The 26,997-nt window shown below is 56.3% G+C and carries 36 protein-coding genes and 1 pseudogene; 13 read left to right on the forward strand and 24 right to left on the reverse strand.

Translation table 11 applies throughout. The annotated features are described in order from the left end of the window. Positions 1-139: 139 nt before the first annotated feature. The 7 genes from QRN60_RS20400 to QRN60_RS20430 all read right to left on the reverse strand — a co-directional run bounded on the left by QRN60_RS20400 (position 140) and on the right by QRN60_RS20430 (position 6,436). Complete coding sequence (locus QRN60_RS20400; RefSeq protein WP_077998740.1) at positions 140-427, reverse strand: MurR/RpiR family transcriptional regulator; 288 nt, start codon at positions 425-427, stop codon at positions 140-142. Between the two features lie 35 nt (positions 428-462). Then, on the reverse strand, positions 463-1,392 hold the full coding sequence (iolE, locus tag QRN60_RS20405; RefSeq protein ID WP_020808112.1) for a myo-inosose-2 dehydratase: 930 nt from the start codon (positions 1,390-1,392) through the stop codon (positions 463-465). A gap of 137 nt (positions 1,393-1,529) precedes the next feature. Continuing rightward, entirely contained in the window at positions 1,530-2,549 is a 1,020-nt protein-coding gene (locus tag QRN60_RS20410; protein WP_020808113.1) for a Gfo/Idh/MocA family oxidoreductase, read from the reverse strand. A 21-nt stretch (positions 2,550-2,570) separates the two neighbouring features. Then, positions 2,571-3,365, reverse strand: coding sequence for a TIM barrel protein (locus QRN60_RS20415; RefSeq protein WP_020808114.1), 795 nt, complete (start codon positions 3,363-3,365; stop codon positions 2,571-2,573). Between the two features lie 82 nt (positions 3,366-3,447). Next, positions 3,448-4,236, reverse strand: a complete 789-nt coding sequence (locus tag QRN60_RS20420) for an ATP-binding cassette domain-containing protein (protein WP_020808115.1) — start codon at positions 4,234-4,236, stop codon at positions 3,448-3,450. Then, positions 4,236-5,357, reverse strand: a complete 1,122-nt coding sequence (locus QRN60_RS20425; RefSeq protein ID WP_087747263.1) for an ABC transporter permease — start codon at positions 5,355-5,357, stop codon at positions 4,236-4,238. The genes QRN60_RS20420 and QRN60_RS20425 overlap by 1 nt, the downstream gene beginning before the upstream one ends. Positions 5,358-5,482: 125 nt before the next feature. Further along, a complete protein-coding gene (locus QRN60_RS20430; RefSeq protein ID WP_087747265.1) occupies positions 5,483-6,436 on the reverse strand; it encodes a sugar ABC transporter substrate-binding protein in 954 nt (317 codons plus the stop codon). Between the two features lie 174 nt (positions 6,437-6,610). Between QRN60_RS20430 and QRN60_RS20435 the strand changes: the two genes are divergently transcribed. Beyond that, a complete protein-coding gene (locus QRN60_RS20435; protein WP_020808118.1) occupies positions 6,611-7,606 on the forward strand; it encodes a LacI family DNA-binding transcriptional regulator in 996 nt (331 codons plus the stop codon). Positions 7,607-8,418: 812 nt separating this feature from the next. Here the strand turns inward: QRN60_RS20435 and QRN60_RS20440 are convergent. From QRN60_RS20440 to QRN60_RS20460, 5 genes and pseudogenes are all read right to left on the reverse strand, one after another. Next, entirely contained in the window at positions 8,419-8,598 is a 180-nt protein-coding gene (locus tag QRN60_RS20440) for a hypothetical protein (protein ID WP_077998741.1), read from the reverse strand. A 157-nt stretch (positions 8,599-8,755) separates the two neighbouring features. Continuing rightward, the gene (locus QRN60_RS20445) at positions 8,756-9,010 is read right to left on the reverse strand and encodes a DUF3175 domain-containing protein (RefSeq protein WP_336376888.1); all 255 of its coding nucleotides are present in this window, start codon (positions 9,008-9,010) and stop codon (positions 8,756-8,758) included. Continuing rightward, entirely contained in the window at positions 8,985-9,113 is a 129-nt protein-coding gene (locus tag QRN60_RS20450) for a hypothetical protein (protein WP_284766534.1), read from the reverse strand. The genes QRN60_RS20445 and QRN60_RS20450 overlap by 26 nt, the downstream gene beginning before the upstream one ends. Further along, positions 9,076-9,259 (reverse strand): annotated as a pseudogene (locus QRN60_RS20455) (hypothetical protein); the annotation flags it as partial. The pseudogene QRN60_RS20455 and the gene QRN60_RS20450, both read right to left, overlap by 38 nt. Positions 9,260-9,301: 42 nt before the next feature. Then, entirely contained in the window at positions 9,302-9,505 is a 204-nt protein-coding gene (locus tag QRN60_RS20460) for a hypothetical protein (protein WP_020808119.1), read from the reverse strand. A 146-nt stretch (positions 9,506-9,651) separates the two neighbouring features. Here QRN60_RS20460 and QRN60_RS20465 point away from each other — a divergent pair, with 146 nt between their 5' ends. Both QRN60_RS20465 and QRN60_RS20470 read left to right on the forward strand, forming a co-directional pair. Beyond that, positions 9,652-9,840, forward strand: coding sequence for a hypothetical protein (locus QRN60_RS20465; RefSeq protein ID WP_087747267.1), 189 nt, complete (start codon positions 9,652-9,654; stop codon positions 9,838-9,840). 55 nt (positions 9,841-9,895) lie between these two features. After that, complete coding sequence (locus QRN60_RS20470; protein WP_031233226.1) at positions 9,896-10,135, forward strand: DUF6894 family protein; 240 nt, start codon at positions 9,896-9,898, stop codon at positions 10,133-10,135. Here the strand turns inward: QRN60_RS20470 and QRN60_RS20475 are convergent. Next, a complete protein-coding gene (locus QRN60_RS20475) occupies positions 10,118-10,864 on the reverse strand; it encodes a Crp/Fnr family transcriptional regulator (RefSeq protein WP_113100807.1) in 747 nt (248 codons plus the stop codon). The genes QRN60_RS20470 and QRN60_RS20475 overlap by 18 nt on opposite strands. Positions 10,865-10,992: 128 nt before the next feature. On the opposite strand from QRN60_RS20475, the gene QRN60_RS20480 reads away from it, so the two are divergent. Both QRN60_RS20480 and QRN60_RS20485 read left to right on the forward strand, forming a co-directional pair. After that, on the forward strand, positions 10,993-11,562 hold the full coding sequence (locus QRN60_RS20480) for a uracil-DNA glycosylase family protein (RefSeq protein ID WP_284766537.1): 570 nt from the start codon (positions 10,993-10,995) through the stop codon (positions 11,560-11,562). Between the two features lie 170 nt (positions 11,563-11,732). Continuing rightward, complete coding sequence (locus tag QRN60_RS20485; protein WP_020808126.1) at positions 11,733-12,071, forward strand: hypothetical protein; 339 nt, start codon at positions 11,733-11,735, stop codon at positions 12,069-12,071. Between the two features lie 134 nt (positions 12,072-12,205). On the opposite strand, the gene QRN60_RS20490 is transcribed toward QRN60_RS20485, so the two are convergent. Next, entirely contained in the window at positions 12,206-12,346 is a 141-nt protein-coding gene (locus QRN60_RS20490) for a hypothetical protein (RefSeq protein WP_236731845.1), read from the reverse strand. Positions 12,347-12,588: 242 nt separating this feature from the next. Between QRN60_RS20490 and QRN60_RS20495 the strand changes: the two genes are divergently transcribed. The 6 genes from QRN60_RS20495 to treZ all read left to right on the forward strand — a co-directional run bounded on the left by QRN60_RS20495 (position 12,589) and on the right by treZ (position 17,979). Further along, a complete protein-coding gene (locus QRN60_RS20495) occupies positions 12,589-12,948 on the forward strand; it encodes a hypothetical protein (RefSeq protein ID WP_020808127.1) in 360 nt (119 codons plus the stop codon). A gap of 15 nt (positions 12,949-12,963) precedes the next feature. Then, positions 12,964-13,737 carry a Crp/Fnr family transcriptional regulator gene (locus tag QRN60_RS20500; RefSeq protein WP_020808128.1) on the forward strand — a complete coding sequence of 258 codons (774 nt, stop codon included), beginning with the start codon at positions 12,964-12,966 and terminating at the stop codon, positions 13,735-13,737. 119 nt (positions 13,738-13,856) lie between these two features. Then, positions 13,857-14,084 (forward strand): hypothetical protein, encoded by a 228-nt coding sequence (locus QRN60_RS20505; protein ID WP_031233228.1) that lies wholly within the window; start codon positions 13,857-13,859, stop codon positions 14,082-14,084. A gap of 245 nt (positions 14,085-14,329) precedes the next feature. Next, positions 14,330-14,512, forward strand: coding sequence for a hypothetical protein (locus QRN60_RS20510; RefSeq protein ID WP_060727472.1), 183 nt, complete (start codon positions 14,330-14,332; stop codon positions 14,510-14,512). Positions 14,513-14,605: 93 nt separating this feature from the next. After that, positions 14,606-16,159 carry a glycogen synthase GlgA gene (gene glgA / locus QRN60_RS20515; protein ID WP_087747273.1) on the forward strand — a complete coding sequence of 518 codons (1,554 nt, stop codon included), beginning with the start codon at positions 14,606-14,608 and terminating at the stop codon, positions 16,157-16,159. Further along, complete coding sequence (gene treZ, locus QRN60_RS20520; RefSeq protein WP_020808131.1) at positions 16,159-17,979, forward strand: malto-oligosyltrehalose trehalohydrolase; 1,821 nt, start codon at positions 16,159-16,161, stop codon at positions 17,977-17,979. The genes glgA and treZ overlap by 1 nt, the downstream gene beginning before the upstream one ends. On the opposite strand, the gene QRN60_RS20525 is transcribed toward treZ, so the two are convergent. Next, positions 17,939-18,463, reverse strand: coding sequence for a sigma-70 family RNA polymerase sigma factor (locus QRN60_RS20525; protein WP_020808132.1), 525 nt, complete (start codon positions 18,461-18,463; stop codon positions 17,939-17,941). The genes treZ and QRN60_RS20525 overlap by 41 nt on opposite strands. A 446-nt stretch (positions 18,464-18,909) precedes the next feature. Between QRN60_RS20525 and QRN60_RS20530 the strand changes: the two genes are divergently transcribed. Beyond that, the gene (locus tag QRN60_RS20530) at positions 18,910-19,140 is read left to right on the forward strand and encodes a hypothetical protein (protein ID WP_020808134.1); all 231 of its coding nucleotides are present in this window, start codon (positions 18,910-18,912) and stop codon (positions 19,138-19,140) included. Between the two features lie 21 nt (positions 19,141-19,161). Here QRN60_RS20530 and QRN60_RS20535 read toward each other — a convergent pair whose 3' ends face one another. The 9 genes from QRN60_RS20535 to QRN60_RS20575 form a co-directional block, all read right to left on the reverse strand. After that, positions 19,162-19,359, reverse strand: a complete 198-nt coding sequence (locus tag QRN60_RS20535) for a hypothetical protein (protein ID WP_020808135.1) — start codon at positions 19,357-19,359, stop codon at positions 19,162-19,164. 32 nt (positions 19,360-19,391) lie between these two features. Continuing rightward, complete coding sequence (locus QRN60_RS20540; RefSeq protein WP_284766538.1) at positions 19,392-20,018, reverse strand: cysteine hydrolase family protein; 627 nt, start codon at positions 20,016-20,018, stop codon at positions 19,392-19,394. A gap of 9 nt (positions 20,019-20,027) precedes the next feature. Further along, positions 20,028-20,687: a DUF6766 family protein gene (locus QRN60_RS20545; RefSeq protein ID WP_020808137.1), complete on the reverse strand. Its 660-nt coding sequence runs from the start codon at positions 20,685-20,687 to the stop codon at positions 20,028-20,030. Between the two features lie 76 nt (positions 20,688-20,763). Then, positions 20,764-21,264, reverse strand: coding sequence for a YciE/YciF ferroxidase family protein (locus QRN60_RS20550; RefSeq protein ID WP_113100804.1), 501 nt, complete (start codon positions 21,262-21,264; stop codon positions 20,764-20,766). A gap of 47 nt (positions 21,265-21,311) precedes the next feature. Beyond that, complete coding sequence (katE, locus tag QRN60_RS20555; RefSeq protein ID WP_031233230.1) at positions 21,312-23,459, reverse strand: catalase; 2,148 nt, start codon at positions 23,457-23,459, stop codon at positions 21,312-21,314. A 67-nt stretch (positions 23,460-23,526) separates the two neighbouring features. Continuing rightward, positions 23,527-24,135: a general stress protein gene (locus QRN60_RS20560; RefSeq protein ID WP_020808140.1), complete on the reverse strand. Its 609-nt coding sequence runs from the start codon at positions 24,133-24,135 to the stop codon at positions 23,527-23,529. Positions 24,136-24,161: 26 nt separating this feature from the next. Next, positions 24,162-24,479, reverse strand: coding sequence for a hypothetical protein (locus QRN60_RS20565; RefSeq protein ID WP_020808141.1), 318 nt, complete (start codon positions 24,477-24,479; stop codon positions 24,162-24,164). A 280-nt stretch (positions 24,480-24,759) separates the two neighbouring features. Continuing rightward, positions 24,760-25,377: a flavodoxin family protein gene (locus tag QRN60_RS20570; protein WP_020808142.1), complete on the reverse strand. Its 618-nt coding sequence runs from the start codon at positions 25,375-25,377 to the stop codon at positions 24,760-24,762. A gap of 102 nt (positions 25,378-25,479) precedes the next feature. Beyond that, the gene (locus QRN60_RS20575; RefSeq protein ID WP_080865402.1) at positions 25,480-25,887 is read right to left on the reverse strand and encodes a low affinity iron permease family protein; all 408 of its coding nucleotides are present in this window, start codon (positions 25,885-25,887) and stop codon (positions 25,480-25,482) included. A gap of 331 nt (positions 25,888-26,218) precedes the next feature. Here QRN60_RS20575 and QRN60_RS20580 point away from each other — a divergent pair, with 331 nt between their 5' ends. Beyond that, positions 26,219-26,893 (forward strand): GAD-like domain-containing protein, encoded by a 675-nt coding sequence (locus QRN60_RS20580; RefSeq protein ID WP_087747287.1) that lies wholly within the window; start codon positions 26,219-26,221, stop codon positions 26,891-26,893. Positions 26,894-26,997: the final 104 nt, after the last annotated feature.

Below are 26,997 nucleotides of genomic sequence, written 5' to 3' on the forward strand. Positions count from 1 at the left end.
GGGAGTGTGACATTCCAACTTTGCAGAAACACGACACTTTAACTTTGCGGCTACAAACAATAATCGCATAAGATAGATTATGGAACTGAAAAACTTGCGAACGCTTTATTTTTGAGGCGTTCGCGCTAGATCACATCCATCATAAGCCTCTAACTCCGTTCGCTCGAACGTGATGACGGAAAATTTGTCTGAACTCCCTGAAGCTTCCAAATCCCAGCGAGATTGCCAGCCTCATGACTGTTGATTGCGAAACGCGACAATAATCGGCAAGCGAATGAGTTGTTCCGAACGCCACCATTTCGGGATGTGCGGCAGCCGTCCGCGCCACCCGTTCCTGGTCCCTGGAAAGCCTGACATGGGCCTCTGCAATCATGCCCTTGAGTTCGGCAAAAGTTGTCGGTTTTGCGATAACGATATCGTTTCTCATGATGGTTATCCCAAGACGGTGCGCAGTCTCGAAGGTTAGCCCGCTTCCACAGGCGAGCCCCTGAACTTCATTTGAATGAATTCGAATGCTTTCGCAGTATATTCCTTAGGCGGTGCGTTCGCCGGGTCCTGTTCCGCCTCGATAACCAGCCATCCGGTGTAAGCGCTGTCCTTGACGAAACGGACGACCGGATCGAAATCAACGACGCCATCGCCGGGGACGGTGAACAGACCATTCCGCACACCGTCGTTGAAGCTGAGATCCTTCGAACGCACATCATCGTGGACTGCCATGCGGATGTCCTTCAGGTGGATGTGGACGATACGGTCCCCGAAGCGCTTGATCAGCTTAGCATAGTCAAAGCCCGCTGCGGCGGCGTGTCCGGTATCGAGAAGAAGACCGGCCTCCGGCCCGGCTTTACCTATGACGGCGGAAACCTCCTCGAAGGTTTCTGCGACCATCATCAGGTGATGATGATAAGCAAGCTTCAGGCCGTAAGCGTCGAAGAGACGCTTGCCAAAGTCGGTCAGGCGTGCGGAATAGGCGGCCCTGTCCGCAGTCGGCATGACAAGACGGCGGGACATCGGGGCATCGAACGGCGCCCCCGGCGTCATCATCGCAACTTCGCCATAGACGAGAACGCTGCATCCCATCGCTTTCAGCAGCGCGGCGTGATCCCCGACAGAGGCGATCTCGTCCTCGACCGACCTTTCCGCAAGCTGTCCCGAATGCCATCCTGATGCCAGGGCAAGACCTTGATTTTCAAGCAATGGCCGTAACACCGATGCATCGCGCGGAAATTTCCGGCCGAGTTCGATGCCCGCATAACCGTTCGATGCGGCCTCGGACAGACAGGTCTGCAGCGAGATCTCGGCCCCCAGATCCTCCAGGACATCGTTCGCCCACGAAAGAGGGCTTACCGCAAGGCGGGCTTTTGACAGGGGCAATGTCGTGTTATGGCCCATGGAAAATTCTCTCCTGTTTTTGAGCCTGTCTCCGTGACGTCACGTCGGCTTCGATACTGTGCAACCGCACCTCCTTTTCGGAATATCGGTTTGCCGGCGGGAGGGATATTCGCGCGCCGTCCCCGCCACAAGCCATATCAACCCATGCGGAACGGCTGTTTCTTCGACACGGACTCGATCGCAGCAAGTGCGATCGCCAGAGCGTTGCGGGCGTCGGCGCCTGTCGGTGCATCCTTGATCTCACCGTCGCGGACAGCCTCGACGAATGACGCGAGCTGGGCCGTATAGCCCTGAACGAAATGGTCCGTGTCACGACGCCAGGTGTCGTTGGAGACACCGTCCTTGTCGAAGAGCGTCATGCTGGAGCGGCGAACGTCGCCCATGGTGATCATGCCGCCCGAACCGAAGACTTCGCCACGGATATCGTAGCCGTACATCGCGCAGAAATTTGCCTCGGCGACGGCGATGGAACCATTGTCAAAGCGGATGTTGACAACTGCCGTATCGAGAAATCCCTTATCGCGGGCGTCCGGACGGACAAGCGCATCCGCCATCGCGAAGACTTCGACGGGTTTCGCGCCGGGGTTCAGCCACAGCAGCGTGTCGAAGTCATGGATCAACGTTTCGTAAAAGACCGTCCATAGGGGAATCCTGTCTGGATCGGCCCCGAATGGACCCGGGTCGCGGGTCAGCGAGCGGATGAGTTGCGGTGCGCCCACTTTCCCTGCGTCGATGGCCGCGCGGCCTTCAGCGAAGGCCTGGTCCCAGCGGCGGTTGAAACCGACCTGAAGCGGAACGCCCGCAGCTTTGGCCGCAGCGATACCACGGTCGGCGTCTTCAAGGGTGAGCGCCATCGGCTTTTCGCAGAAGACTGCTTTGCCCGCCTCGGCAGCCTGTACCAGAACGTTGGTATGGAAGCGCGCGGGGGTTGCGATGATGACGGCATCCAGACTCGGATGCGCCAGCATCTCAGCGACATCGGTGTAGGAAGCATCGACGTCCAGAATTTCAGCAAGCTTCGCAGCCGCACCGGGCGCAGGATCTGCGATGGCTACGAGTTCGGCGTCCACGATCCTCCTGGCAACGCTTTCACCGTGGAAGGAGCCGATGCGTCCGGCACCGATGAGACCGACATTGACAGTTTTGACCTTGGCCATAAGTTTTGTCCTGTTATGAAATTAGAGAGTGAATACTTCGCGGAAGGACGAGAGCGCAGCGTCCGAATCTCCGGCCGCCCATGCTTCCATCCCGATCGGGCCGGAATAGCCCATGGCGTTCAATGCCTTGGCGACGCCGTTCCAGTTAACTTCGCCCGTGCCCGGCTCGCAGCGACCGGGAACGTCGGCGACCTGGATCTCGCCGATCCATGGCAGGCACTTACCGCACAGCTCGATCAGGTTCCCCTCGCCGATCTGCGCATGGTAGAGGTCGAGATTGAGACGGAGACGGGGATGGTCGATGCTCGATACCAGAGCCAACGTGTCTTCAGCGCGGCCAAAGGGCACTCCGGGATGGTCGACCGGGAGGTTCAGGTTTTCGAGCGTGAAGACGACGTTTTCCTCTTCCGCCAGATCAACGATGCGGCGTAGCGCGTCCTGCGCCTTCAACCACATGGCTCCCGTGACGACCTCGATCGGCTGAACGGGAAGCCCACGGTCGCCGAGGCCGGTTCCGTGAAGATTGAGCCGCTGGACGCCGAGACGCTTGCCGATCTGAGCAGTTTCGCGGGCTGTCCTGAGGAGTTCGGCCGTACCCTCGTCATCGGTGAGACGGCCCGTGAGATAGCCGTTCATGATTGTGAAGGTTGCGCCTGTCGCCTCCAGCTTGCCGATATCGTGCTCCGGCCAGTTCCAGAGGCCAACGCCGAATCCCAACTCCTTCAGGCGGGAGGCGCGCCATTCGATCGGCTTGTCCCGCCACAGCATCTCGGCGCAGGCGGCCAGTGGAAACGCGTTGTTATTGGCATTGCTCATCGGGGTGTTTCCTGGTTTTTGGAACATGGTTGTCCGAAGCGCGGCGCGAGCGCCGAGCCGCGTTTCGTTTTTGCGCGCTGCGTCAGATCGTTCCGCCGAGTTCCGCAGAGATCGACTGAAGTTCCTTGCCGCCAGCCATCAGGTTCTGGAGGCCATCGAGATTGATTTCGTCCTTAGCGAATGTCCCGAGCGTTTTGCCCCGGTTCAACGCCGTGAAACGGTTTCCCACCGCATAGGCGTGACGGACGTTATGGGTAATGAAGATTACCCCCAGCCCTTTGCTGCGCACCTGATCGATATATTTTAGAACCATCGAGGTCTGCGCCACACCAAGGGCGGAGGTCGGCTCATCGAGAATGAGCACCTTCGCTCCGAAATAGACAGCACGGGCAATCGCCACACATTGCCGTTCGCCACCGGAAAGGGTGCCGACGGCCTGCCCGGGCTCGCGGACATCGATGCCGATCCTTCTCATCTCCTCGCTTGTGACACGATCCGCAAATTCCATGTCCATGTATTTGAACGGACCGAAACCCTTGAGCGGTTCGCGACCCATGAAGAAGTTGCGGGTCACTGACATCAGCGGGATCATCGCCAGATCCTGGTAGACGGTAGCGATGCCCGCATCGAGCGCACCGCGCGGACCGTTGAAGGCGTGCGGTTTTCCTTCGACCAGAAAGTCGCCCGATGTCGGCTTGTGTACGCCAGAAAGCGTGTTGATGAGGGTGGACTTGCCTGCTCCATTGTCTCCGAGAAGGCAGAGAACTTCGCCGGCATGGACGCTCAGGGAAACGCCGTTGAGTGCGATGATGGACCCGAAGTGCTTCACGAGGTTCTTGACCTCGACGAGTGGCGTGTGAGTGTTGCTCATCAGCGTTCTCCCGTCACGCGCTTGCGAATGAGGTTGTTGAATATGACCGCCGTTAGAAGCATGCCGCCGAGGAAGACGAGGTACCAATCCTGATCGATGGAGGTGTAGGTCAAGCCGATCAGCACCATGCCGAAGATGATGGAGCCGAAGAAGGCGCCGATTGCCGAACCGTAACCGCCCGTCAGAAGACATCCGCCGATAACGGCCGCGATGATGGCTTCGAATTCCTTCTGGAAGCCGCGCCGGGCGTCGGTGGAACCGGCATCGAGAACCGTTAGTATTGCAACAAGTGTGGCGCACATGGCGGTGACGATGAACAGGGTTGTTTTCACACGGGCGACAGGCACGCCGGATTTGCGGGCGGCCTTCGGATCGCCGCCGGATGCGAAGATCCAGTTACCAAAGCGCGTCCGAAGCAAGACCCATGTGGCGACGAGCGCAATAAGGACGAACCAGAGTATTTCGACAGGGATACCCGGAACCCTGGGCGCGCCGTTCGGAAAAGTGTCGATGATCCCGGCATTGGCAAGCCATTTAAACAATCCGGGAAAGGCATCACCGGAGAACAGCGGAGCGAGCGGGCTGTCGACAACCGCTTCCTTCATTCCGCGAAGCTGGGTTGCGCCGCCGCTTGCCCATTTCAGTCCGACGAGCGTGAGGCCGCGGAGAATGAAGAGGAATGCGAGTGTGACAATGAATGACGGCAGTCCGGTGCGCATTGTAAGCTGGGCATTGGTAATGCCAATGACCACGGCGAAACCCAGCGCGATCAGGATTGCGACACTGAGCGGCAGATCAAGGACAACGAGCGCCGTGCCGAAGACGAGGCCCGCAAAGGCAACCATGGAGCCGATAGACAGATCGAACTCGCCGCCGATCATAAGAAGCGCCGCGCCAATCGCCAGAATTCCAAGCTGGGCGGCTGGCGCCATGAAATTGACCACGCCGGCAAGCGTAAACATGGCGGGGTTGGCAGTGGAAAAGAAGAATATCGTTACGACGACCAGTCCTGCGACAGCGCCGAGTTCCGGACGCCGGGCGAGTGCGGTCATGGTCGATACCTTTTTCAGGCGTTCGTCAGATCGAGCCGAAGACCCGTTCTGTTCGTTGGCCAGCGTCATGGTCGTACCTCAGAGTTAAGTTGTTTTCCGTGCGCCATCGGTTTCCACTCACGCGTCACGCGGATCGGATGTCGGGCGATGAATGCAGCTCCCGCCGGAGGAGCGGGAGCTGCCGCAGGTCCCGCTCAGCGGACCCCCTGGGAGGATTTCTCGATAACCGAAGCCGCCGCGTCCTTCTCGACGAAGCTCGGACCCGAAGCGACATTGCCGGCCGGGATCGTCCCGTAGCGGGCATTGAGCGCGAGGAGCGTGACCGGGAGATAGCCCTGAAGATAGGGCTGCTGGTCGACGGCAAAGAGCGCCTTGCCCTCGGATACAGACTTCAGAAAATTGGCCGAAAGGTCATAGGAAGCAACCTTGACCTTGTCGCCATTGCCCATCTTCTCAACGACAGCCACCGCGCGCTCACCCACGAGTGGAGCGGACAGGCCGAGAACAACGTCGATGGACGGATCGGAGGTCAGAGCAGCCTGAATCTTGGACTCGATTTCGGCAGGATCCGCAGTCGCCGGCAGAATGGTGACCTTTCCACCTTCGAAGCCCTTCTCAGTGCCGGCGCAGCGCTGGTCGAGAGCGGCGTTACCGACTTCCTGATTGACGCAGAGAACATGTTTCAGGCCGAGCGACTTGAGCTTTGCACCAACTTTCACGCCCGCCGGAAGTTCGTCCTGACCGACGTGGAGCTTGATGCCGAGCTTTTCAGCGGCGGCAATGCCCGAATTCATGGAAATGACCGGAATGCCGGCGGTAACGGCCTTCTCGATGGCCGGGCCAAGCGCGTCCGGATCGGGATTGGAAATCACAATGCCCGCCGGGCTCAGATTGACCGCAGCTTCGATAAGTTGCGCCATGGCAACCATATCGAAGGTCTCAGGCGCGCGATAGTCAACCTTAACATTGATGTCCTTACCGGCCTGCATCATCCCGTTCTTGACGATGGACCAGAATGGGTCCGACGCCTGACCGTGAGTTACGGCAATGATGCTGGGCTGTTCGTCAGCCTTCGCACCAACCGACCATGAACCTGCAAGTGAAACGGCAAGAGCTGCGGAAGCCAGATAATTCAAAATCGATTTCATTTTTTCCTCCTCAATACCATCCACTCCTCTGGACGGAAATTCGAATGCTACCGGGTGCAAATTTGTTTGCTACCGGGTGCAAGCAGGTGCATCCTATGTCAGAATACGTTAAAAGCAAGAATTAATTTCATTGATATCAAGAAATGGAATGTACGTTCCATTTCGGGAGAGGTTATGCGCAAGAGAGCAACGGCAAAGCAGGTAGCGGAAGCCGCCGGGGTATCGAAATGGACCGTGATCCGCGCATTTACGCCGGGCGCCTCGATCACCGAAGAGAGCAAACGCAAGGTGCTGGAGATTGCGGCGGCACTGAATTACACCCCTAACCTGCTGGCCCGCAGTCTCGCCACCAACACCACCGGACAGGTTGCCGTCTTCGTTGACGACTTCTCGAATCCGCAGAAACTGCCGTTCCTGGAAGCACTGACGGAGAAACTTCAGGCTGCGGGACTGGTGGTGATGCTCATCAACATCAACAACCATTTCGACCATGTGAACGCGCTGCTCCATGCCGACCAGCGGCAGGTAGACGCAATCGTGCTCTTCGGTACGGCGTTTCGCGATGAGACCCTAATCGATCTGCAGCACGGCAACGGAATACCCCCGATGTTCGTACTTGCGCGCGACAGCCAGATCGAGGGCGTTCCCGCCGTCGTCTGCGACGCGGAACTTGCGTTGAGGGAGATCGTCGATCATCTCCATGCGAAGGGCTACAAACGGCCCGGCTTCATGAGCGGAGCTGCGGCGCTGTCAACGGCATTGCGGCGTCGCCACCACTTCACCGAGTTCTGGGCGCAGAAGGGAATAACGGAAATCGCCCTTCTGTCCGCCGAGAAATACAGCGCCGAAGCCGGGGCCGTATCTGTCAGGCGCTATCTGTCCGAGACCGCAGCGCAAGATCGCGTCGATGTGCTGATGTGTGAGAACGATATTCTGGCAATCGGAGCCTTGGACGAAATCCGCGGAAAATTTGGCCTTAGAGTACCGGAAGAGATCGCCGTCGTCGGCTTTGACAATTACGAATTGAGCGGATCGTTTGCCTATGGTCTCACGACCTATGAACAACCGCGCAACGAAATGGTTGATGTGATCCTCAAGATGATCAAGGGAACGATCGAACTCGAAACGGTGACGCTGCCGGGCACGCTGATAGTGAGGAAATCGGCATAGCAGCCCCGACGTCAGGATCGTAACACTCTCCCATCATGCGAAACAGCTGGACGCGATACTCTGGTGCGAGCGTTGCCCACGCTCCAGAGGTAACAGTCGCTCAAGAAGGTTCTGGCGAAGGCTGGTTTTATGTTGGCTCGTCATCTGCATTCTTACCAGTGATCAAGCTGAAAAACTCGTGAATGGCGTGGTGGATGCTGGAGATGTTTGGTGTCAATGAAGGCGAATTTAGCAAAGGTCAGTATCCTCCCGACGACCACCGCTTGTGCCAAAAGGAGTCTTGAAGCGCGACCAGCTACGGAACATTTAAAATTGGATTGCGGAGACTGGCGACCGGTCTGTTGGGATCATAACAGCCGGGGGCGCGTCCCCAATCTCCGCAATGAGATGGTTATTCCGCACAGATGGCATGATCAAGACACAGGTGCCGTCATCTACTAACGAGATCGAAGCGCGTCCGGCGTATGAGGTTTGAGCCAATTGTCGACTGCCAGTTCCATTGCATGAGGTATAGCCACCTTTTCTATAACTCACCATCACTTGAAATATTGTTATAGCAAATCATTTTATCACTGAACGGCGCCCAAAAAGGCCTCAGACCCAATGGAGCATGGCCAGACGCGATCATGCATCACGTCACTTTAAGCGAAAATCTCCGAATTCTGCGAGGAGCGGGAGAAGCGCTTTGCGGCCTTGCGAAGTCGCTACGTCAAGAGAGCTGCGGGCAAGCGGCCATGTAACTTTCCTGTTTCATGGGGAACAGAACAAAGAAATCCCCGCGATACGCGCGGGGATTTCCCATTTTTCTGGCATCAGGAATTTTTGTGACTCTGCTGACCCGCCTTTACATGCTGCTCGTGTGTGCCGCCTCGGGTTTTACCATTATCGCTATTGTTGGAGGCCGACGCCGACTTCGAACGATTGTCGCTGTTCTTGTGGCTCTGCTGACCGGCCTTCACGTGCTGTTCGTGCGTACCACCTTGATTTGCCATGATATGTACTCCTCATATTGGTGATTTGTCACTTGCGTGCCCTGTGGCATGCCCTAACCCAACCAATCGGCACGAGAGGAGTTCCGAGATTTAATATTTCGTGAGGAACGATGAATAGTTCAAAAGGCAGGTTCGCAGGCCTCGCAACGAAGACAAATCAAGTGCGCGCTGCCGTTGTTTGCCTCACTCCTTGCGAAGCTTCCCCTTCGCGTCTTTCAGCACAACGTTGGGTCTTTCTGGCAGCACGCGGCCAGCCCAGTTGACACCGCATTGACATTGCAGATCGGAACGGATTGGCCTTGCGGCTGTAAGATTGGTCTGCGGAGTCTTTTAGAGGCCGTGCGATCTGCGAGGGCTCACTTTTCGTGAACACCTCTTTCTCGAGATCAAGCGCATTGCTTTCCCTGGTCACCTTTTGCGACGATCTTTTCCTTTTTCACCTTTTTCACCTTTTTCATCGTTCTTGCTGGCGGATCATTAATTTCGGTCGGGGTCATGGGTGTGGTGACTGTCACGCTCACCACCTCCCCCGGAAACCCTGCTCTTCGAACGCTCGTCATGTCCCCAGCGGGGTTTTTGGTTTCCAAAGGCGCCTTCGCGTTTTCATGTGATGCGTCGGCCCTCCCTGACGGGTGCTGGCCGACGTTTTTGTGGACGCGGCCTGTTTTCTCTTGTTACCGGGTGGCGTCGATAACCTGCCGGATTACTGGTCGTCGCGCGTCTTCATCGCGTCAGAAATACGTTTTTTGCGGGGGTCTTTGAGGTTCTCCCCAACAGCATCCCGATCGTGCTCGGGGTCGTCGGTGGGTTTCATGTAGCCTCTTGGCCGGTTTTCCTTTGGCCCCTCCCAGCGGGGCGACTGGTCGGTGGTGCCGGGAGTGCCATCTCGTGGAGAATTACTGGTCATCACTGCCTCCGATTGAGTTTCGACCTACCCAACCAATCTGAGGCGACGATGTTCCGCGAGACAACGACAGCAGGGGAACTTTTTTCGAAACAATTGCGCGCTCCCCGGGTTAGGCGCGTGAGAAAATTCAATCCGAGGAACAGAAGATGACGGACAAATCCAGCAAATCCGATCGCATCGCCAGAATAGCCTATGAGCAGCAGCAGGACTTTCTCAGGCGTTCGTCACTGCAATTCCTGGAATGTGCGATTCATTTATGCGCGACGAATATGAGCATTTCCGAACTTGCTACCCGGCTTGAGAAACAGGCCCAGCATTTGCGACAGTTTGGATGAGGACAAGCCGCGCCGAGCGCCAGCGGCGAGCATGTCTTTTCTTGGGAAGACCGCCATGCCAAGATTTTTCTTCACCGTGATCAGCGGCAAAAGCGTCCTTGATGATCTGGAGGGGAGCGATCTGTCTTCGCTCGACCGGGCAATTGAAGAGGCGCTTAAAGATGCCCGCGCCCTGATGAGCGAGGCAATCCTGCAAGGGCGTGACATCTCCGAGGGATGCATCATCATACGGAATATAGAGCAGGAGGTGCTGAAAGTAGTCCGCTTCGTCGACGCCCTAGACAGAAATCACTGACGGGGCCACAACATCCGTCCGTATACGAGCCATTAGTTTTTCATATTCTTTCTCGGGTACGCCGTAGGTTGTGTCGGCGACGTCTTCCAATATGCTGCGATTGATGATCCGGACGTTCCCGCGGCTGGCACGAATCGCATGAATGCCTTCGAGAACGTGCAATTCGTTGGTAACGCCCGGTCGGCGTACTCCAAGAACCGTGGAGAGGAATTCATGGGTAATCGGCAGATCATCGGTATCGAGTCGGTCACGGCACATCAGCAACCAGCGCGCGAGCCTTTCCCGTAAACTATATTGTCCATTTGCCAGGACAAGCTGGCCTACCTGTAGCATGCAGATATTAACGTAGCCCAGCAACAGCTCACGCAGGTGCGTGTCCCCTTCCATCTGACGCATTAGTTCGATAACCGGGATCAGGAGGCCCCGACCACCCATCCTCATCACAGTTTCATCCGGTGTGGTTTCCGCACCCAGAAGAGCGGGCCAGCCGGTGACACCCTCGTGCCCGACAAGCACGGTTTCAATTCTTTTGCCGCCCTCATCGTGAACAATTGTCGATGCAAGACCGGTTTCGATAAAACAGAAATGGGAAATGGGCATGCCAGTCGCAACCAGCTGATATCCGGCCTGCAGGTTCACCGGCTCCATCCGGGAGACAAGCTGCAACAGCCGTTCTGTGCCGAGTGTTTTCAACAATCGGTTATAAACAACAAAATTTGATCCAAGCATAGCGGTTCGCCCGGTTCGCCCCTTTGCTCGAAACATCAACCTGCAGCCGTCATATTAGCAGCGGAAAATCGAATGAAAACAGTGAGTACGTTACCGTACAAATTTGGAGAAGGGGACGACCCTGCATCATGAAATGGCCAATATTCGCAATTTCGGCCCATGTTCGAGACAGCGCCATAAACCGAAACCCGGTCATTCGGTATGTCTCTCGGCACCGTCGCGGAAATCGGAGCCAATGGGCACACCGACGGAAGAAAACACCTTGGCCAGAACCACGGGAAGAAGCCGTCCCACCTGCCTTTCAGCCCGAGGGAGAACAGCCCGGCAATGAAGAAAATCTGAAAGGCAGGCCGTTCGTCGGTCCAGCAGGCCGTCTGCCTGAGGAATGTCTGGTTGTCGATCGTTCGCAATGTTATGTCATCAACGCCGTAAAACACTTCAGATTCGAACAGCGTGGCAAGCGGCGGTCGCATGACCATCCAAACGGCGGCGAAGTGCTAAGCTGCGTCTGGTGGTTGAGAGCGGGAGCTGTCCCTTCTCGATCTGGACCTTATCGTGGCAATGGGTGCGAACGCTCTCTATGCACTCACCGGACGCACAAGCGGCGTGACGAAGGACCGCAGACATGTCCGTTTGACGCCAGGCGGCATACGTCTTTTCGTCACGACACATCCTTCCTTTCTGCTGCGCCTTCGTGACCATAAGCAAGGGCATCACAGCAGCGCGCCTTCATAGCCGACCTGCGCAGAATTGAGGAAATGCTTGCTGAGACCACCGGGCGCAGCCGGTCTGCGGCATTCGCCTTGGCAATCAGGAACAAGCTTTTCCCATCTTGGTTAGGTGCTCCCAAACAGGGAGGTTTGAACACATGGACAAGAAACTCGAATACCAGATCACGGCGCATGAAAACGGTTGGGCGGTTGTCATCTCAGAGGCGATAAGGGGCGTTTACCCCAGCCGTCACCTGGCCTTGGCCGCGGCAAAGTTGCTGGATAGCGATATGCTCCCGGCCGAGGAGACGCAACGTTTTGCTACAGCCAACTATCTGGCTGTGACCGATGCTGTGGCACCCAGCCGGTTCCGCTCCTCGCCGCAACCGGTGGTAGCTGTGCCTTATCAGGTGGATGTTCCCTTGCGGCGCAGAAGAGGAGAAATCACCTTTCCATCATCAATTGGCGGACTCAACCCGGCAAAGGGTAAGGCCTAGACTGAAAGGCAGCGCCCCGTGCCGCTTCGCGCGGCGCGGCCAGGATGCATTCCAATCAGGAAATAAAGCGCAAGCGCGGCAGCCAGTGCAAATATCACAAGTCCATAGATCATCATGGTCTGCCATGTGCGCTTTCACCAGCGAAAATCGCCGTCATCTATGCCGATGGGTGAGAATTTTGAATCGAGCTTTTCGCTCATCGGTCGGTTCAGGTCCTGCTTGGGTCTGATGCCTTCCTTCGGCGCGTTAGCCAGGTCGTCATTTTTGGCCTGCATCGGATACCTCCTCATGGGCACCGCGCCCTAACCCCATCCATCCGCAATTGTTCCGCAACGGAAACGGCAATGGCTAAGGGATGAGGCCAAGACGTTTTATCTTCAGGAATCGATTCCTGATGCCGAGGCATTCCCTCGTGCGCATATTTGATAAATTCGGTTACCGGGCTGAAATCAGCTTGTTCACGCGTTATGGTACGTAGAACGGCGCACGCATGCGGACAGTATGCGAGGAGTAAAGCATGCGGACTGTTAAACGCCTCACCATCGCAATCATCGGCATGACAGACACTGTTACGTCGGAAATCAGGATGGCCTGGTTTCACGCCCAGATCGGCTTGGAAGGGCCGTACTCGGCCAGCTTTATAGAGGGGGAAACGGCTCTGAAATTTGTCGCTGCGATTATCGACGTCCGGTACGAGGCAGACGTTTTGCTGCGTCTCACAGAACAACTGGATGGCGAAGCCATTCCTTATCTTTTTTTCGTGCCGGAGACGCTTATCGACAGGGAGCCGGGACCTTTTGTCCTCTCCGGACGTTCGGAGGACATCGAGAACATTGTCTCCGCTTTGATAGCGCAAGGAGGGGGCATCAGACATTAGAGCGAGGCGCATCTCATGCTGGAGCGACTGCAGAGCCATAATGATGAAAATATTCTGCTTTCTCTTTTACCCGATGACATCAGGCGCGAGGTCATGGGGACCTGTAACCCGATAAAGCTTGTCTTGGGCGATGTGCTGATATCCGCTGGCGCGCCGATCGAGCGTATCTTCTTCCTGTCATCCGGCATCGCCTCCATCGTGGTGGTGACAAAATCGGGGCGTAAAATCGAAGCAGGGATCGTCGGGAGAGAAGGTTTTGTGCCGACAGGAGCTGCGGCGGGTGCGGAAACAAACCTGACCGAGATCGTGGTGCAGGCCCCGGGCGAAGCACTTTTCATGGACATCGGCTCGTTTGACGCGCTTCTTGCAAAACATCGGATATTCTCCGACATTCTGGTCCGCGCCCTGCACATTTCGAGAACACAGGTCGAATGCACGGCCTCTTCCAATGCCACCCAGTCCGTAACGGAGCGCCTCGCCCGCTGGCTACTGATGTGCCACGACAGGTTGGAGGGCAACCAGCTGCGACTAACACACGATTTTTTGTCGACTATGCTGGCAGTTAGACGAGCGAGCGTGACAGACGCCCTTCACGTTCTCGAAAGCCATGGGTTCATTCGCTCCGAAAGGGGAAAAATTACGATCAGGAACCGCGAAACGCTGGAAAATTATGCCGGTGACCTCTATGGCATGCCTGAGGAGGAAAACAATCGCGTGCTCGCCCGCTTTTTACCGCTCCGATCCCCGCTTGACGAGCTGACGGCTGTTGGGAGAGACGGGATTCGGTAGGCCGCACAAACACCGCAGTCGTTTGTACGCTTTCGACATTTATCTTTGGTGGTTTCCCTGTAGAATGGATGCATCATCCCTCACACTGTGAAATGCGGATCGCGTTTCAAGGAGGTGAAATGTACGCCAATCACGAGTACAAAAGTTCCGGGATTTTTCTGGATAAAGACATCGATATCGTTAAGACAGCCTACGAGGCTGTAGTGTCTGGGGAACGCGACCCTGCGTTAAGCCGGGCAGACGTCGCTCGCTATGTCCTGAAAATGTACGATCGCGGTGTTGTCAATCCGTCAAAACTTCAGCAATTGGCCGCTCTCTATTTTCGAACCAAGTTGCGTGTGGGCTGACACCCAGGAATTGCGCCTGGCATGGCGCCTTGGTTACGGTCTTGATTCTTCCAAAAGGAAGCTCCCCCGGTCTCGGATGATTCGGCATCTCGCCACGTCGGGAGGTGGAACGTTGTCCCATTCCTGCACCTTGGTCCCCACGTGGGATTACTCGTCCGCGCGATGAAACGTGGTGGCAACGGGAACAAAGATGAGAAAGTACGGTTTGGTTCGCTCTACGGCACTCATGCCCGACGAGGTGTAACATGACCAGGAAAACACTGCCCATTCCCGAAAGCAACCGTAGCCAGCAAGGTTCCGGTGACAATGATCGTCTGAGCACGGACGATACCTCCCCTGTCAAGGAACAGAATGCTTCAACCCGGACGGGCAGACAGGCAAACATCAAGATAAACACGACGCATCAGGGCCACCACCAGGACAGGTAAGCGCCCGCCTGTTCCCGGCAGGTGGCTTGGTTGTTACCAACCTGTTTCCGGGCTCCCCACAGTCTGAAATCAATGCGTTCCCGGAGGCGCCAAATGCGGATTCTTGCCGTTACGGCCGAAATGTTTCCCTTCGTAAAAACCGGCGGATTGGCCGATGCCGCGGGCGCTCTGCCGGAGGCACTGGAACGACAGGGGGCGGATGTTCGGACATTACTACCCCTCTACCGCAGGCTCACGCCGCTTGTCCGCGGCCAGAAGCCGTGTCTGGTTGCCAATATTCTGGAGCAGCCGGTATCGCTTTATTCCGTTGTTTCCGATGGTCACAAGCTTCTGCTTCTTGAAGCGGCAAGCCTCTTCGACAGAGACGGACATCCCTATGGCGTAAAAGGTAAACCTTTTGCCGACAACGATCTACGCTTTGCGGTTCTGTCCAAGGTAGCGGCGGAAATAGCCCTCGGCGCCATTGACGGCTGGAAGCCGGATGTTGTCCATGTCCATGATTGGCACACGGCTTTGACCTGCGTTTATCTCGCCGATTCGACGCCGGCGGTAGCTTCCGTTCTAACCCTTCACAATCTCGCATTTCAGGGACAGTATCCGCTGGAGCGGGCGGGTATGCTTGGACTGCCCCCGCACCTCTGCACTGTCGATTGCCTTGAATATTACGGTGACATGTCATTTTTGAAGGGCGGCCTGACGACTGCATCGGCGGTAACGACAGTTAGTCCGACTTATGCAAGAGAAATCCTGACACCGGAAATGGGGATGGGAATGCATGGCGTGCTTGCCAAGCGGCGAGACGACCTGCGCGGCATCGTCAACGGTGTCGATCAGGACGTCTGGAATCCGGCGACAGATCCCTACATTCTCGCAAATTTTACGGCTGCCACGGCGACAAGACGGAGCCTCAACAAATATGCCTTGCTTCGGGCCCTTGGCCTAGCCCCGACCCAAGGCCCTGTGTTCGGCGTGGTTAGCCGTCTGACCTGGCAAAAGGGTATTGATCTCCTCCCTCAGGTCGTCTCCCTTATCATTGCACAAAAAGGGCGGCTGATCATTCACGGAGAGGGTGACACGGCACTGGAAGACAGCTTGCGTGCGCTGGCACAACGTTATCCGGAACTGGTCTGTGTCCATATCGGCTACGATGAGCGCCTGGCGCATATGATTCAGGCCGGCTCGGACTTCATCATCCAGCCTTCACGGTTCGAACCCTGCGGGCTGACACAGCTATATGCCCTGCGATACGGCGCGCTGCCCATCGTCAGCCGCACGGGTGGGCTGGCGGAAACCATCATCGATGCGAATGATGCAGCCATTGAAGCGGGAGTGGCAACGGGCTTTCAATTCGAGCCGGGAAATGAGGACGATCTGCGTGCCGCGCTTGATCGAGCCATTAACGCCTATAATGACCGGGAACTTTTCAGGCGACTTCAGACACAGGCCATGCAGGCCAATTTTTCGTGGGACAAGAGTGCTGCGCAATATATGGCGCTTTTCGAAAGCCTTGTTCGCGACAGCAAGCGTGGAACGGATGTCGTTGCTGACATCAGGCCGGAGACTTTTGCAAAGAGACGAGCCGACAGGCGACAGGCGACAGCAGGATCATCAACAGGTCTGGCCACTGACAATGGGAGGCTCTGGTGATGAAGGCAGTGAATCATCGCGAATGGGGCGCGCAGCGCAATCAATCCGGGGAAACGGATTTTACCATCTGGGCACCCGCACTAGCCGCCGTAAAACTGCGGCTTAACGATGCGGAATTCGACATGCACAGAACCGGTGACGGCTGGCACCACATCAAAAAAAACTCCCTTGTAGGCGATCACTATTGCTTCGTTCTGGCCGATGGAAACAGGGTTCCCGATCCAGCTTCCAATCAGCAGCACGAAGGCCCGCTTGGCCCATCCCTGATCGTCAACCATGACTTTGTCTGGAAAAACCAGGACTGGGAGGGTCGTCCCTGGCACGAAACGATCGTCTATGAGCTTCATGTCGGAACTTTTACACCCGAAGGCACCTTTGCGGCCGCTGCAGGTAAACTTGAATATCTCAACGACATCGGAATTACCGTGGTCGAACTTATGCCGCTCGCGACGTTTGCCGGAAATCGCGGGTGGGGTTATGACGGCGTCCTGCAGTTTTCCCCGCAACGGGACTACGGCTCTCCCGACGAGCTAAAGGCCTTCATCGATAAAGCCCATGGTCACGGAATCATGGTGCTGCTGGATGTCGTCTATAATCACTTCGGCCCCGCCGGAAACGCGCTTCAAGGGTATGTGCCCACATTTTTCAAAAAGGATGCGACGCCGTGGGGTCCCGCGCCGGATTTTAACCGATCCGAGGTCCGGTCATTCTTCATTCAAAACGCATTATACTGGCTTCAAACCTATCGATTTGACGGATTGCGGATCGATGCTGCCGATCATCTCGCCGGCAGCGATGAGGACGTCGACTTCCTCATTGAGCTGGCGTTGGAAGTGAGACAAACTATAAAAGGCAGGAATGTCCATCTCGTTATAGAGGACGCGAGAAACGCAGCCTCGCCAATGACACCCGCCGCCGATGGCACGGTGCTGATTGATGCGGAGTGGAACGACGACTGGCACCACGTCATCCATGTTGCGACGACGAATGAAGACGGCGGCGTCTATGGTGACTTCGCGATACGGCCCCGTGACAAGCTTCGCCGATCGCTTGCGACCGGTTTTGTCTATCAGGGAGAACCACGCCCTTCACGGGATTTCGCGAGCAGTGGAGAGCCAAGCGGCCATCTGCCGCCGCAACGATTTGTGAATTTTCTCCATAACCATGATCAGGCCGGAAACCGGCTACGGGGTGAAAGGCTGCGTGCCCTTATTCCGCCGTCTCTCTTCATGACGCTCGAAACAATTCTCCTCCTTTCCCCGCAGACGCCATTAATCTTCATGGGCGATGACCACGGCTCGGCCAACCCTTTTTTCTTCTTCTCCGACCATCCGGATTACGATAAGGAACAGGAAATAAAAAACCGGCTTAAACAGGCGGAAATTTTTCAAGGAAACCTGCCGCCCGATGCCCGGCAGGTGGTTCGGGACCCTAACGATCCCTGCACGATGCAGCTTTCGACATTGAACTGGCAGGAGGCAGAAAACACAGACGGAAGACTGGCGAGGGCGAGGATGGCCGCGTTACTTTCAAAACGGCGCCATCACATCTGGCCTCTTCTTTGCTCACATTTCGAGAAAGGTGTTTTCCTTGAGTGTAGCCTTCAAGGCCTTGCAATCGACTGGTATTTCAAAACGGGACGGCTGCAAATGAGGGCAAACCTTTCGGCAGATACATGCGAGCTGCCGCCGGTAAAGGGAGAAATCTTTCATTTGCATGGCAGCATCGATGACATGCGGTACAAAGGTTATGGGGCGCAATTTGCGGTCGAACCCGCGCTCATTCGAGATTGCGCCGTAGCGATTCCCTTGCCCGGTTGACCCGGCTTTTGATGGTGCCTACCCGGCAACCGCAAATAGCCGCGGCATCGGAGTAACTCGTCCCTTCGGCCACAAGCAGCAGAGCTCTTTTTTGATCCCTGTCGAGATCGCGAATCGCCCGCATCACTTCCTGATGCTGCACACGCCATTCCTGGCTAGCAGGGGTAGACATGATTTGTTCGATACCGACAGGCAAACCGATGCATTCGCGTTTCGACACCTTGTAGCGGGTACAGAAAGTGTTGCGCAAAATGGTGAAAAGCCACGATTTTAACGCCGTGCCGGGAGTAAAACCGTGCAGAGCTCGAAGCCCCCGCAACATCGTCTCCTGAACAAGGTCATCGACATCTTCCTCATTTCTGACGAAGCGGCGGGCAAAAGCCGTCAAGGCCGGTGCAAGATCTGCAATACCGACGCGCAACGCCTCCAGCTGCGCGTCACTCAATTTGTCTCCGGAAACTCCACTCACAGCGTGCTTGGCCATTTTTCCATCCTTTCACGATGGGCAAATGTCTCGCGAGCCGCTTGGTTGCCGTACGCCAACGTACAATCGCAAAATCAGTAACTGTCCCGGCGTCGGGATCCGAACAGCTGAATCGCTCCCAGCCCCACAATTGATCAGGCGTTTTCCGGGCCGCCGGTTGGGTGCCTCCGCTGCCTCCGCTCGATCGTATGCTCCGCGTTTTTTCTCGTCTGTTCCCTGTCCTGGCGGCTTTCGTCGCCATCGCCGGAGCGGGCATCATCTGTACCGGGTTCTGGCTTGGTATCTTCGTCTGGTCGATTCATCGCTTTATCTCCGCTTGTGGATCCGGGAATGACGGATCTATCCCGGGGTCTAACTGCGGCATCTGAAGGCGGTTCCAGCCTGACAAAGGCTTTGAGGGAACAGTGACGCGGGAAAACGGTTAGTAAAGGACCAAGGAGGATACCATGAACAAGGACGAAAAGCTGAAGCAGATTCACAAGGACAGCGAACCGCAATTTGCGCGCGGCAAAAAAACCTCTGATAACAACGGCGTCGTGAGCGCAAAGCCGAGGGTAATCACAGGGTCTGACGACGCAACAGCCAACAAGCTGCCGCCCGGTGCCAAAAAGCCCGAAAAAGACTGGGATTTGAACTACGACGAGCGAGACATTAACGAGGGTGATTTCAGGGGTTAACCCCGGTCCCAAGTCCCTACCCTACTGCGCCAGGTCCTCGATCGTGAGTTCGATGGATTGAGATTCGGCGCCCTCTCGTGTCTTGACCGTCAGAACGCTGCCGGTGTTGAGGACACCCTCAAGTACCGTGCGCTCGCCCACAATGATTTTGATTACCTTCGGGGTCGCGGCTTCGATATTCAGGCTGTTGCTGGTTTGATGATCAACTGTTTCGGTCATCGCTCGATCTCCGGGTGGCGGGAACAGGTGGCCTAACTTCGCTCAGGCAGTCTTGTTCCTTTCTTCGATGGGAGCGCTGCAAGAAGCGTTGCCGTATCGCATACCTGCAATTGCGTTGAAAAACGATCCGAGAGCAGCTTCAAGGCTGCATCGTGTGTCGCATCCCGTCCGCTGCAAAGTGCATCCTCGACCAGAATGACGTAAAAACCCTGGTCTATCGCCCCAAGAACGGTAGCGAGAACACAGACATCTGTTTCCCCGCCGATAATCACCAAGGTCGAAACCTGCTCCTGCCGCAGGATTTCGCCGAGGCCTCCATGTTGCCACGGCGAATAGACACTTTTGCGGAAGATGCGGGCGGGCGGGATGTAGCGCGATAACGAGGGGATAACCCCGATGAGTTCGGGAGCCAGCGCCTGCTGTGTCATCATCGGCCATTTTTCATAATAGGCTCGCCACGCACCGGGGGCCTCCTCTACAGACCTCGGCGGCACAAAACAGGTGAAGATGCATCGCTCGGGGTCGCCCTGAACCACAGCCTCTACCTCTTCACTGATGCGGTCCATCCATTCGACATGCCATGGCGTATCTTCAGCGAAGACACGCTGCATATCGACGCACAGGTGCCGCCAGTCTCCCTCCGCAGAAAACTCGATCATTCCTCCTCCCTATCCGCCGGTCTCACTGTGAGGCGCGGCAACGGGTTTCGATTCCGGTGATCCACGGAAGCGCAGGAAGATCGAAAGAACCACAAGAACGGCGGTCGAAAGAAACTCCGATTGCCAGTTCTGAAACGATTCAAACCAGAACTCTACACTTCCCAGATGCGCAAACAGCGTTGTCTCGGGATCGCCGTGCATGGCAGCCTCCAAAGCAGCCGCGTCGGCGCTGTATTTCAGATGCAAGACAAAACTGACAATAAAAAGGAAGAACAGGGCAAGCCCCAAGGAGTAGGAATAGATGGCGCGGATAAATCCCCCTGCTCTCACTGCCCGGGGTGTCTCGGGATCATCTGCTTTTTGCGCAGGGTCTTCATCCTGTGACGCTGGCTCGTCGGGGTCTTTGGATTCGGACGAGCCTCGTTGAAACAGAAAAGCGGTCAGCATGACATACGCCGACATCTGCAAAAATTCGCTCTCCCAGTTTTCGAACAGGGCGGAAAGAAAATGGCCGCTCTTTGCGTAAGAAAAAAGCGTGAGCGGCGTCGCCTGATGCTGCACAAGCTCCTCGTTGTAAACAGCCCAGCCGGTCGCGAGCATGCCACCAATCGTTAACAGGGAAGTCAGGACAAGGACAATCGTCAATCCATTGTCGCGTAACAGCCTCATGGTTCAGCCTCGCATGAAAGAGACAACGGCAAAACCGGACGTGCCGCCGGTTTAAGCGGCACGTCCGTGTGGCGGATCATGCCGCCTTGGATTTGGCCTTGATGTTGGCACGTGCCTGGGCAAGCGAGGAAAGAGCCGTATCCGTTGCGCTTTCTTCGCCCAGTGTCTGTTCGAACAGCTTGGCTGCTTCTTTCATGCCGAGTTCAACCGCCCAGGTTTTCAAAGTGCCGTAACGGGTGATCTCGTAGTGTTCCACCGCCTGGGCCGAAGAAATCAGCCCGGCATCGAGCGCTGGCGAGCCCTTGAATTCCTCCATGATCTCCTCCCCTTCCGCGATGATGCCCTGGATCGCCTCACAGGTCTTGCCTCGCGCCGGCTTTCCGAGCAGTTCAAAGACATTCTGTAAACGCTCCACATGGACCTCGGTCTCGTCCCTGTGTTTTTCAAATGCGGCCTTCAAATCCGCCGACTGTGCAGCGCGTGCCATCTTCGGGAGCGCCTTGAGAATCTGGCGCTCGGCGAAATAAATATCTTTTACCGCATCGAGGAAAAGGTCTTCCAATGTCTTCTCAGCCATTTTTAGTCTCCTGTTGCTTTGGTTGGTGAGTGGGAGTCAGGGTTTCTTCATTGCTTATTGACAGGAATAGAGGCCTTGCCGAGTTTGAGTGACGGCTCGCGCGCCCAGACCCGCAGCTTGCCGAGTTCGGACACGAAAGCCGCTAGCCCCCCTTCGCCCGGCAAGGGGAGCACCCCTTCATCCATGGCATCTGCAATTCCCGCTTTTTCCAGTAGCGGCAGCGCCGACTGGTCGTAACCGATGAATTTGCAGTGCTGGAACGCGTCTGCAACGAAATCCCGGGCGGTTGCCTCCTTGATCAGCTCATCGATGGCCGCTGCCGATGGCAGCAGCGCCACCGCATCGAAAAGCACCGAAGGGCCGCCATCAATCATGTGATGTGCCTCGATAAAGGTGCCGTCAGATGCAGTTACACCGCCAACCTTGGGCGCGATAAACTCGAAGACGGCTTTCTCGGCTGTTACCGCTTGGGTCAGCCCCTTTAGCAATTTAGCATCCACGCCATCGGCGATAAGAATGCCGAGCTTGCGACCTTCGAACCGTTTGGGACCCCGTTGAACGATGCTGAGCGCCGGCGACGGATCGAGATCCTGACGGGTGGGCATGGCCGCGTCTGCCGGTTTCGGCATGGTCGGAAAGCCGAGCTTCTGTGCCACGGTCGCGGCAAGCGTTTCGTCGATATTGAGAAGATGCGAAACCATCCTCTCACGAATGACCAACGTTTCCACCTTGCTGAGTTCGAAGGTGAGCGCCGATGCGATATGGCGTTGCTCGGCCGGCGTCTGACTGATGTAGAACTGGCGCGCCTGACTGTAGTGATCGGCGAAACTTTCCGGCCGCAACCTTGCCTTGGGGCCCTGCTCCTCAGCGGGGAAATGCTGGAAACCACGCATGCGCGATTCCCTTGGTCCCTCCCCGAAGGAGTTCGGTTGATAATTGGCGCGTCCTGCCGGATTGTGCATCGCCATATGGCCATCCTGCTGGAAATTTGCGAAAGGACACTTGGGCGCATTGACGGGCAGGTGCGTGAAGTTGGGCCCGCCGAGCCGCTTCAACTGTGTATCGAGATAGGAGAAATTCCTTCCCTGCAGCAGCGGATCATTGCTGAAATCTATGCCGGGCGGAACGTTCTGGGTCATGAACGCCACCTGCTCGGTTTCGGCAAAGAAGTTGTCCGGCATGCGGTCGAGGATGAGACGTCCGACCGGTTTCGGCGCAAGTATTTCCTCGGGGATGATCTTGGTGGGGTCGAGAACGTCGAAATCGAAGCTGTCGGCGAAATCCTGGTCAAAAAGCTGAACCTGCAGTTCCCACTCCGGAAAATTTCCTGACTGGATCGCGGTCCAGAGATCACGCCGGTGAAAATCGGGATCGGCGCCGTTGATCTTGACCGCCTCGTTCCACGCCACCGACTGCAACCCGAGCTTCGGCTTCCAGTGAAATTTCACGAAGGTCGATTGCTCCTTCGCATTTACGAAGCGGAAAGTGTGCACACCGAACCCTTCCATGAACCGGAAGGAACGTGGAAGGGTCCGGTCGGACATGATCCACATGACCATGTGCATGCTTTCGGGCGTGAGGCTAATGAAATCCCAGAAGGTATCATGCGCCGTTTGCGCCTGCGGAAAGGCGCGATCGGGTTCCTGTTTGGCAGCATGGACGAGATCCGGAAACTTGATCGCGTCCTGAATGAAGAATACCGGAATGTTGTTGCCGACGAGGTCCCAGTTTCCCTCCTTGGTGTAGAGCTTCACGGCAAAACCGCGCACATCCCGCGCGAGGTCGGCCGAGCCCTTGTTGCCGGCAACCGTCGAGAACCGCACAAAAGCGGGAGTCCTTTCACCCGCCCGCCGAAACAGATCAGCCTTGGTGTGAGCGGCAAGGGATTCATAGGTCTCGAAATAGCCATGCGCGCCATAACCGCGGGCGTGAACAACGCGTTCGGGAATCCTCTCATGGTCGAAGTGGAAGATTTTCTCGCGGAAATGAAAATCATCCACAACGAGCGGCCCGCGAGGACCAATCCGAAGCGAATTCTGGTCGTCCGCAACTGGCCCACCCTGGGCGGTCGTCAGCACGGGATCGTCGCCGGAGGCAGTCTGGTGCAGTTCCCCACCTGCCCCCCGAACAAGCTTCTGGTCGTGAATGGTGGCGGCGCCGGATGATGATGAGGTGGAATCTGGTTTTTGGGCCATGTTAGCTCCTGCAAGGCGTTGACCGGGGGCGATGGCGGACCACGCCCCTGGATGACGGGCGGTCTCGTCAAATTGCCGAGCGGCGATAGCGGCTACGCTCGTGCTCAACGTCTTCCGGCGCATAGGGCCTCGACATTTCATCGAAACCCGTCCAGCCCTGTTCACGATAGGCGGCACGGCGTTCTTCAGGATCGACCCAGCCTTGCCGCTTGAGCACGGCTTCGGCCTCCGGTACGAGATTGTCTTCCACGCGTGCGGTTACGAGCGTACCGCCCCGGCGCACCCCCTCCGCGTAGAAATTGGCGTCCTCTTCGGAAACACCCGAGCGGGTCATGGCTCCGATCAGCCCGCCAGCAGCGCCACCGGCGACGGCACCGCCCGCTGCTCCTACAGCGGTCGCGGCAAGCCAGCCCGCTGCTACCACCGGCCCAACTCCCGGGATAGCCATCAATCCAAGCCCCGTCAGCAGGCCGCCGGCACCACCGACAAGTGCGCCGATGCCCGCACCGGTGCCTGCGCCCTCCGCAGCGTTGGAATCGGAATCTTCTGCATGTCGTCTGTCGGCGTTGCTTGCCACGACGCTGATATCACTTGACGGTACGCCTGCTCTCTCCAGTTCGGAGACAGCGGCGCTTGCATCATCATAATCATCAAAAAGTCCAGTCAAGGTTCTCATGTCACTTCTCCCAAATCCCGCGCGCCTCACTTGGCGACGACGTTGCCCTGATAATCGAGCGCTATGGCCACGGTCTTGCCGCCCTTCATGCCCGATGCCATCCACACACCCTTGTCGTCTTTCGTCAGGTCCTTGACCTGCGTGTAACCGGCATCTTCCATTCTCTGTCTGGCCTGCGCTTCGGTGAAGCTGTTGGCACCCACCACCGGAGCCGTGGGATTATTGGCGTTTGGTGTGGCGACAGCCGGCGTATCGCCACCCGGGTTGGCGGTTGGAGCCTGCTGGGCGAAAGCCGACAGCGCACCGCCACCGACAAGCAACGCAACGAAAACAGTTTTCTTCATTTGGATTTTTCCTCCGCTATGATCATGGATTGCGAGCCTCCCTTTCGGGAGATTGCTCCGAGGGAAACTAGTCTCGGGCCGGCATGAACGTCCTTCGAACCAGCAGACGCGCAGAGAGTTCCGAAAATAATTATTGGCAGGGGAAATGTCGCCTTAGGTGACGACCGCCGTAGTGGTGACATCAGCCCGGGCACGGTACAAAAGGGTGACAGGCGCCTTTACACGCGGCCCCTTTGTGACCAGGAGCGAGGAAGAGCCGGCAGAGTGAGCCCAAACGCTCTCAGGACTCACCGCGCGGATATTGACTGTTCTTCAGAAGCCGAGCCAGATGTACTGTGTTGCGGACAAGCATGGTGACCATAGTTTTAACGGCGTCAGGCGTTTCATCGAGATCGACGAAATTCCTCGAACCCATTGCCTCCCCAACCCAGTAGGCAACTGCATTTGCGGGAACGGTAAAGCCGACATCGTTCAGGGCCTGGAAAAGTTCCGCCGACACATGATGAGCGCCGTCCTCATTTCCCACAACCGCGACGGCCCCGACCTTTCCGTATGAAACCATACGTCCCTGTTCATCGGTTTCGTCCAGGAATGCATCCATGCGCTCTAATGTTCTTTTGCACACGCTCGAGGGCTGCCCGAGCCATATCGGTGTTCCAATCAGAAGAATATCGACAGCAAGGATCTTTTCGCGGATGGCCGGCCAGGCGTCACCCTCGCCCTCGTTGGACGTGACGCCAGCCTTGATGTCATGATCAACAAGCCGGACTATCTCGGTTTGCACATCATGATTGCCGAGTTCCTGAAGGATCAATGCCAGTATTTTTTCCGTCGACGATGGTTCCGCCGACGTTGAAGACTTGAGTGTCGCATTCAATGCCAGAGCCGTGAGAGACATGGCAGTTCCTTCTTTCAGCGAACTTTGTCGCAGTTGGTTTTGGGTGACCTGTCCGGCGACAGCACACGGCCACCGCCGCCTCTATGAGAAAAAACGACTGACCTAACGCCGGGAAAGCAATCGCGTCATGGCGTGATGGGGAGAAGGCTTCTCGCCTTCAGGTCCGTTTTCCTTTTCCAGCCGAGCGCGAATATCCTCGATTTCTTCTTCTGTGAGATGCTCGATCCCGATAAAATCTGCGCGTGCCTGCTCTACGGCCCTCAGCAGTTCGTCCAGCTTTGCTTCCATCGCTGCAGAATCCCGGTTCTGCGAGTTCTGCACGAGGAAAATCATGAGAAATGTCACGATCGTCGTGCCCGTGTTGATGACCAGTTGCCAGACTTCCGAAAATTCGAACAGCGGCCCGCTTGCCGCCCAGACGATAATTGTGCCGAGCGCGACGACAAACGCAGTGGACGAACCGGAAAACGACGCTGTGCGGCTCGCAAAATTTGTGAAGAACTTGTTCATAGCGCGCTGACCTCGCCGCTGACACCGGGGACGACGCAAAACGCACCTGTCTTTCCGCCAAAAAATGACCGGTTCCGCATTATGCGCCGTGTTTTAGTTCCACTAACAAAGGAAGCACACGAAGGTTCCGCGGTTAGCGGCAGGCGAAAGTAAGCAGTTTCCAACACGCAGAAAAGGCACGCCAAAAGGGCGAAAAAAGTAATACCAAACTTAAATTGTGTGACGAGGCTGGCGCCTCCGACCCCGACAATGCAACATCAGGGGGCAGCATTGGGGGGGGGTCAGGACAAGGTCAGCCAAATACTCCAACGTCCTGAGTAAGGTGGATCATATGGTTTCATATCAAACTAGGCTTGAAGCTGTTCTTACCAAATTGGCTGCGGGTCAGCAGGAAAAGGGGCGTGGCCCGGTTGACAGCGAAAAGTACATGGGCCGCCTTCCAGAATCTATCTTCAAAGTTTGGGACGAGCTTGGCCTTGGGATTTTTTGGAACGGTTACTTTCAACTTTGCGATCCTAGCACGTATCGACCTATTCTCGACCAAGTACTTTTGGGAGATAGTGATTTAGATCCGGAGAGAACTCACGCCATAGGCTTCAGCGCCTTCGGGGAAATAATTGCTTGGAACGAAACTCATCGGAGTGTTTATGTCAATCTACCGGAAAGTCAGGTGTCGTGCCGCTGGCTAATCTCTCCTAAACAGGGGGTCGACCCAAACTTGACGATCTTAACGAGTTTGCTGATGGTTGACGATGACTCATACGACATGCCAGACGAAAACGGCAGACCATTATTTAAGGTGGCACAATCGAAACTTGGTGATCTTGGAGCCGGGCAAATCTACGGGTTCAAGCCCATCCTTGCCTTTGGTGGCCCCAGAAACGCCAACAGCTTGATCGTATATGACGCCTTTCCACATATGAGCATGCTTGCACAGGCGCATGATTTCCAACTGGTTGATATGACACCTTTCCCACCCCGACCCGTGCGCAGAATCGGTAACTAGTTGTTTGGTCATCTTCGGTCACAACGCTTGATTGCCAATCCATACTAAGATTGTCCGAAAAAAGGAAAGTTGAATGGTTGGACGCCCGGTCAGTTTAAAGGCCA

It is taken from the genome of Agrobacterium sp. CFBP2214 (genome assembly GCF_030209895.1).
In the GTDB taxonomy this organism is placed as follows: domain Bacteria; phylum Pseudomonadota; class Alphaproteobacteria; order Rhizobiales; family Rhizobiaceae; genus Agrobacterium; species Agrobacterium radiobacter.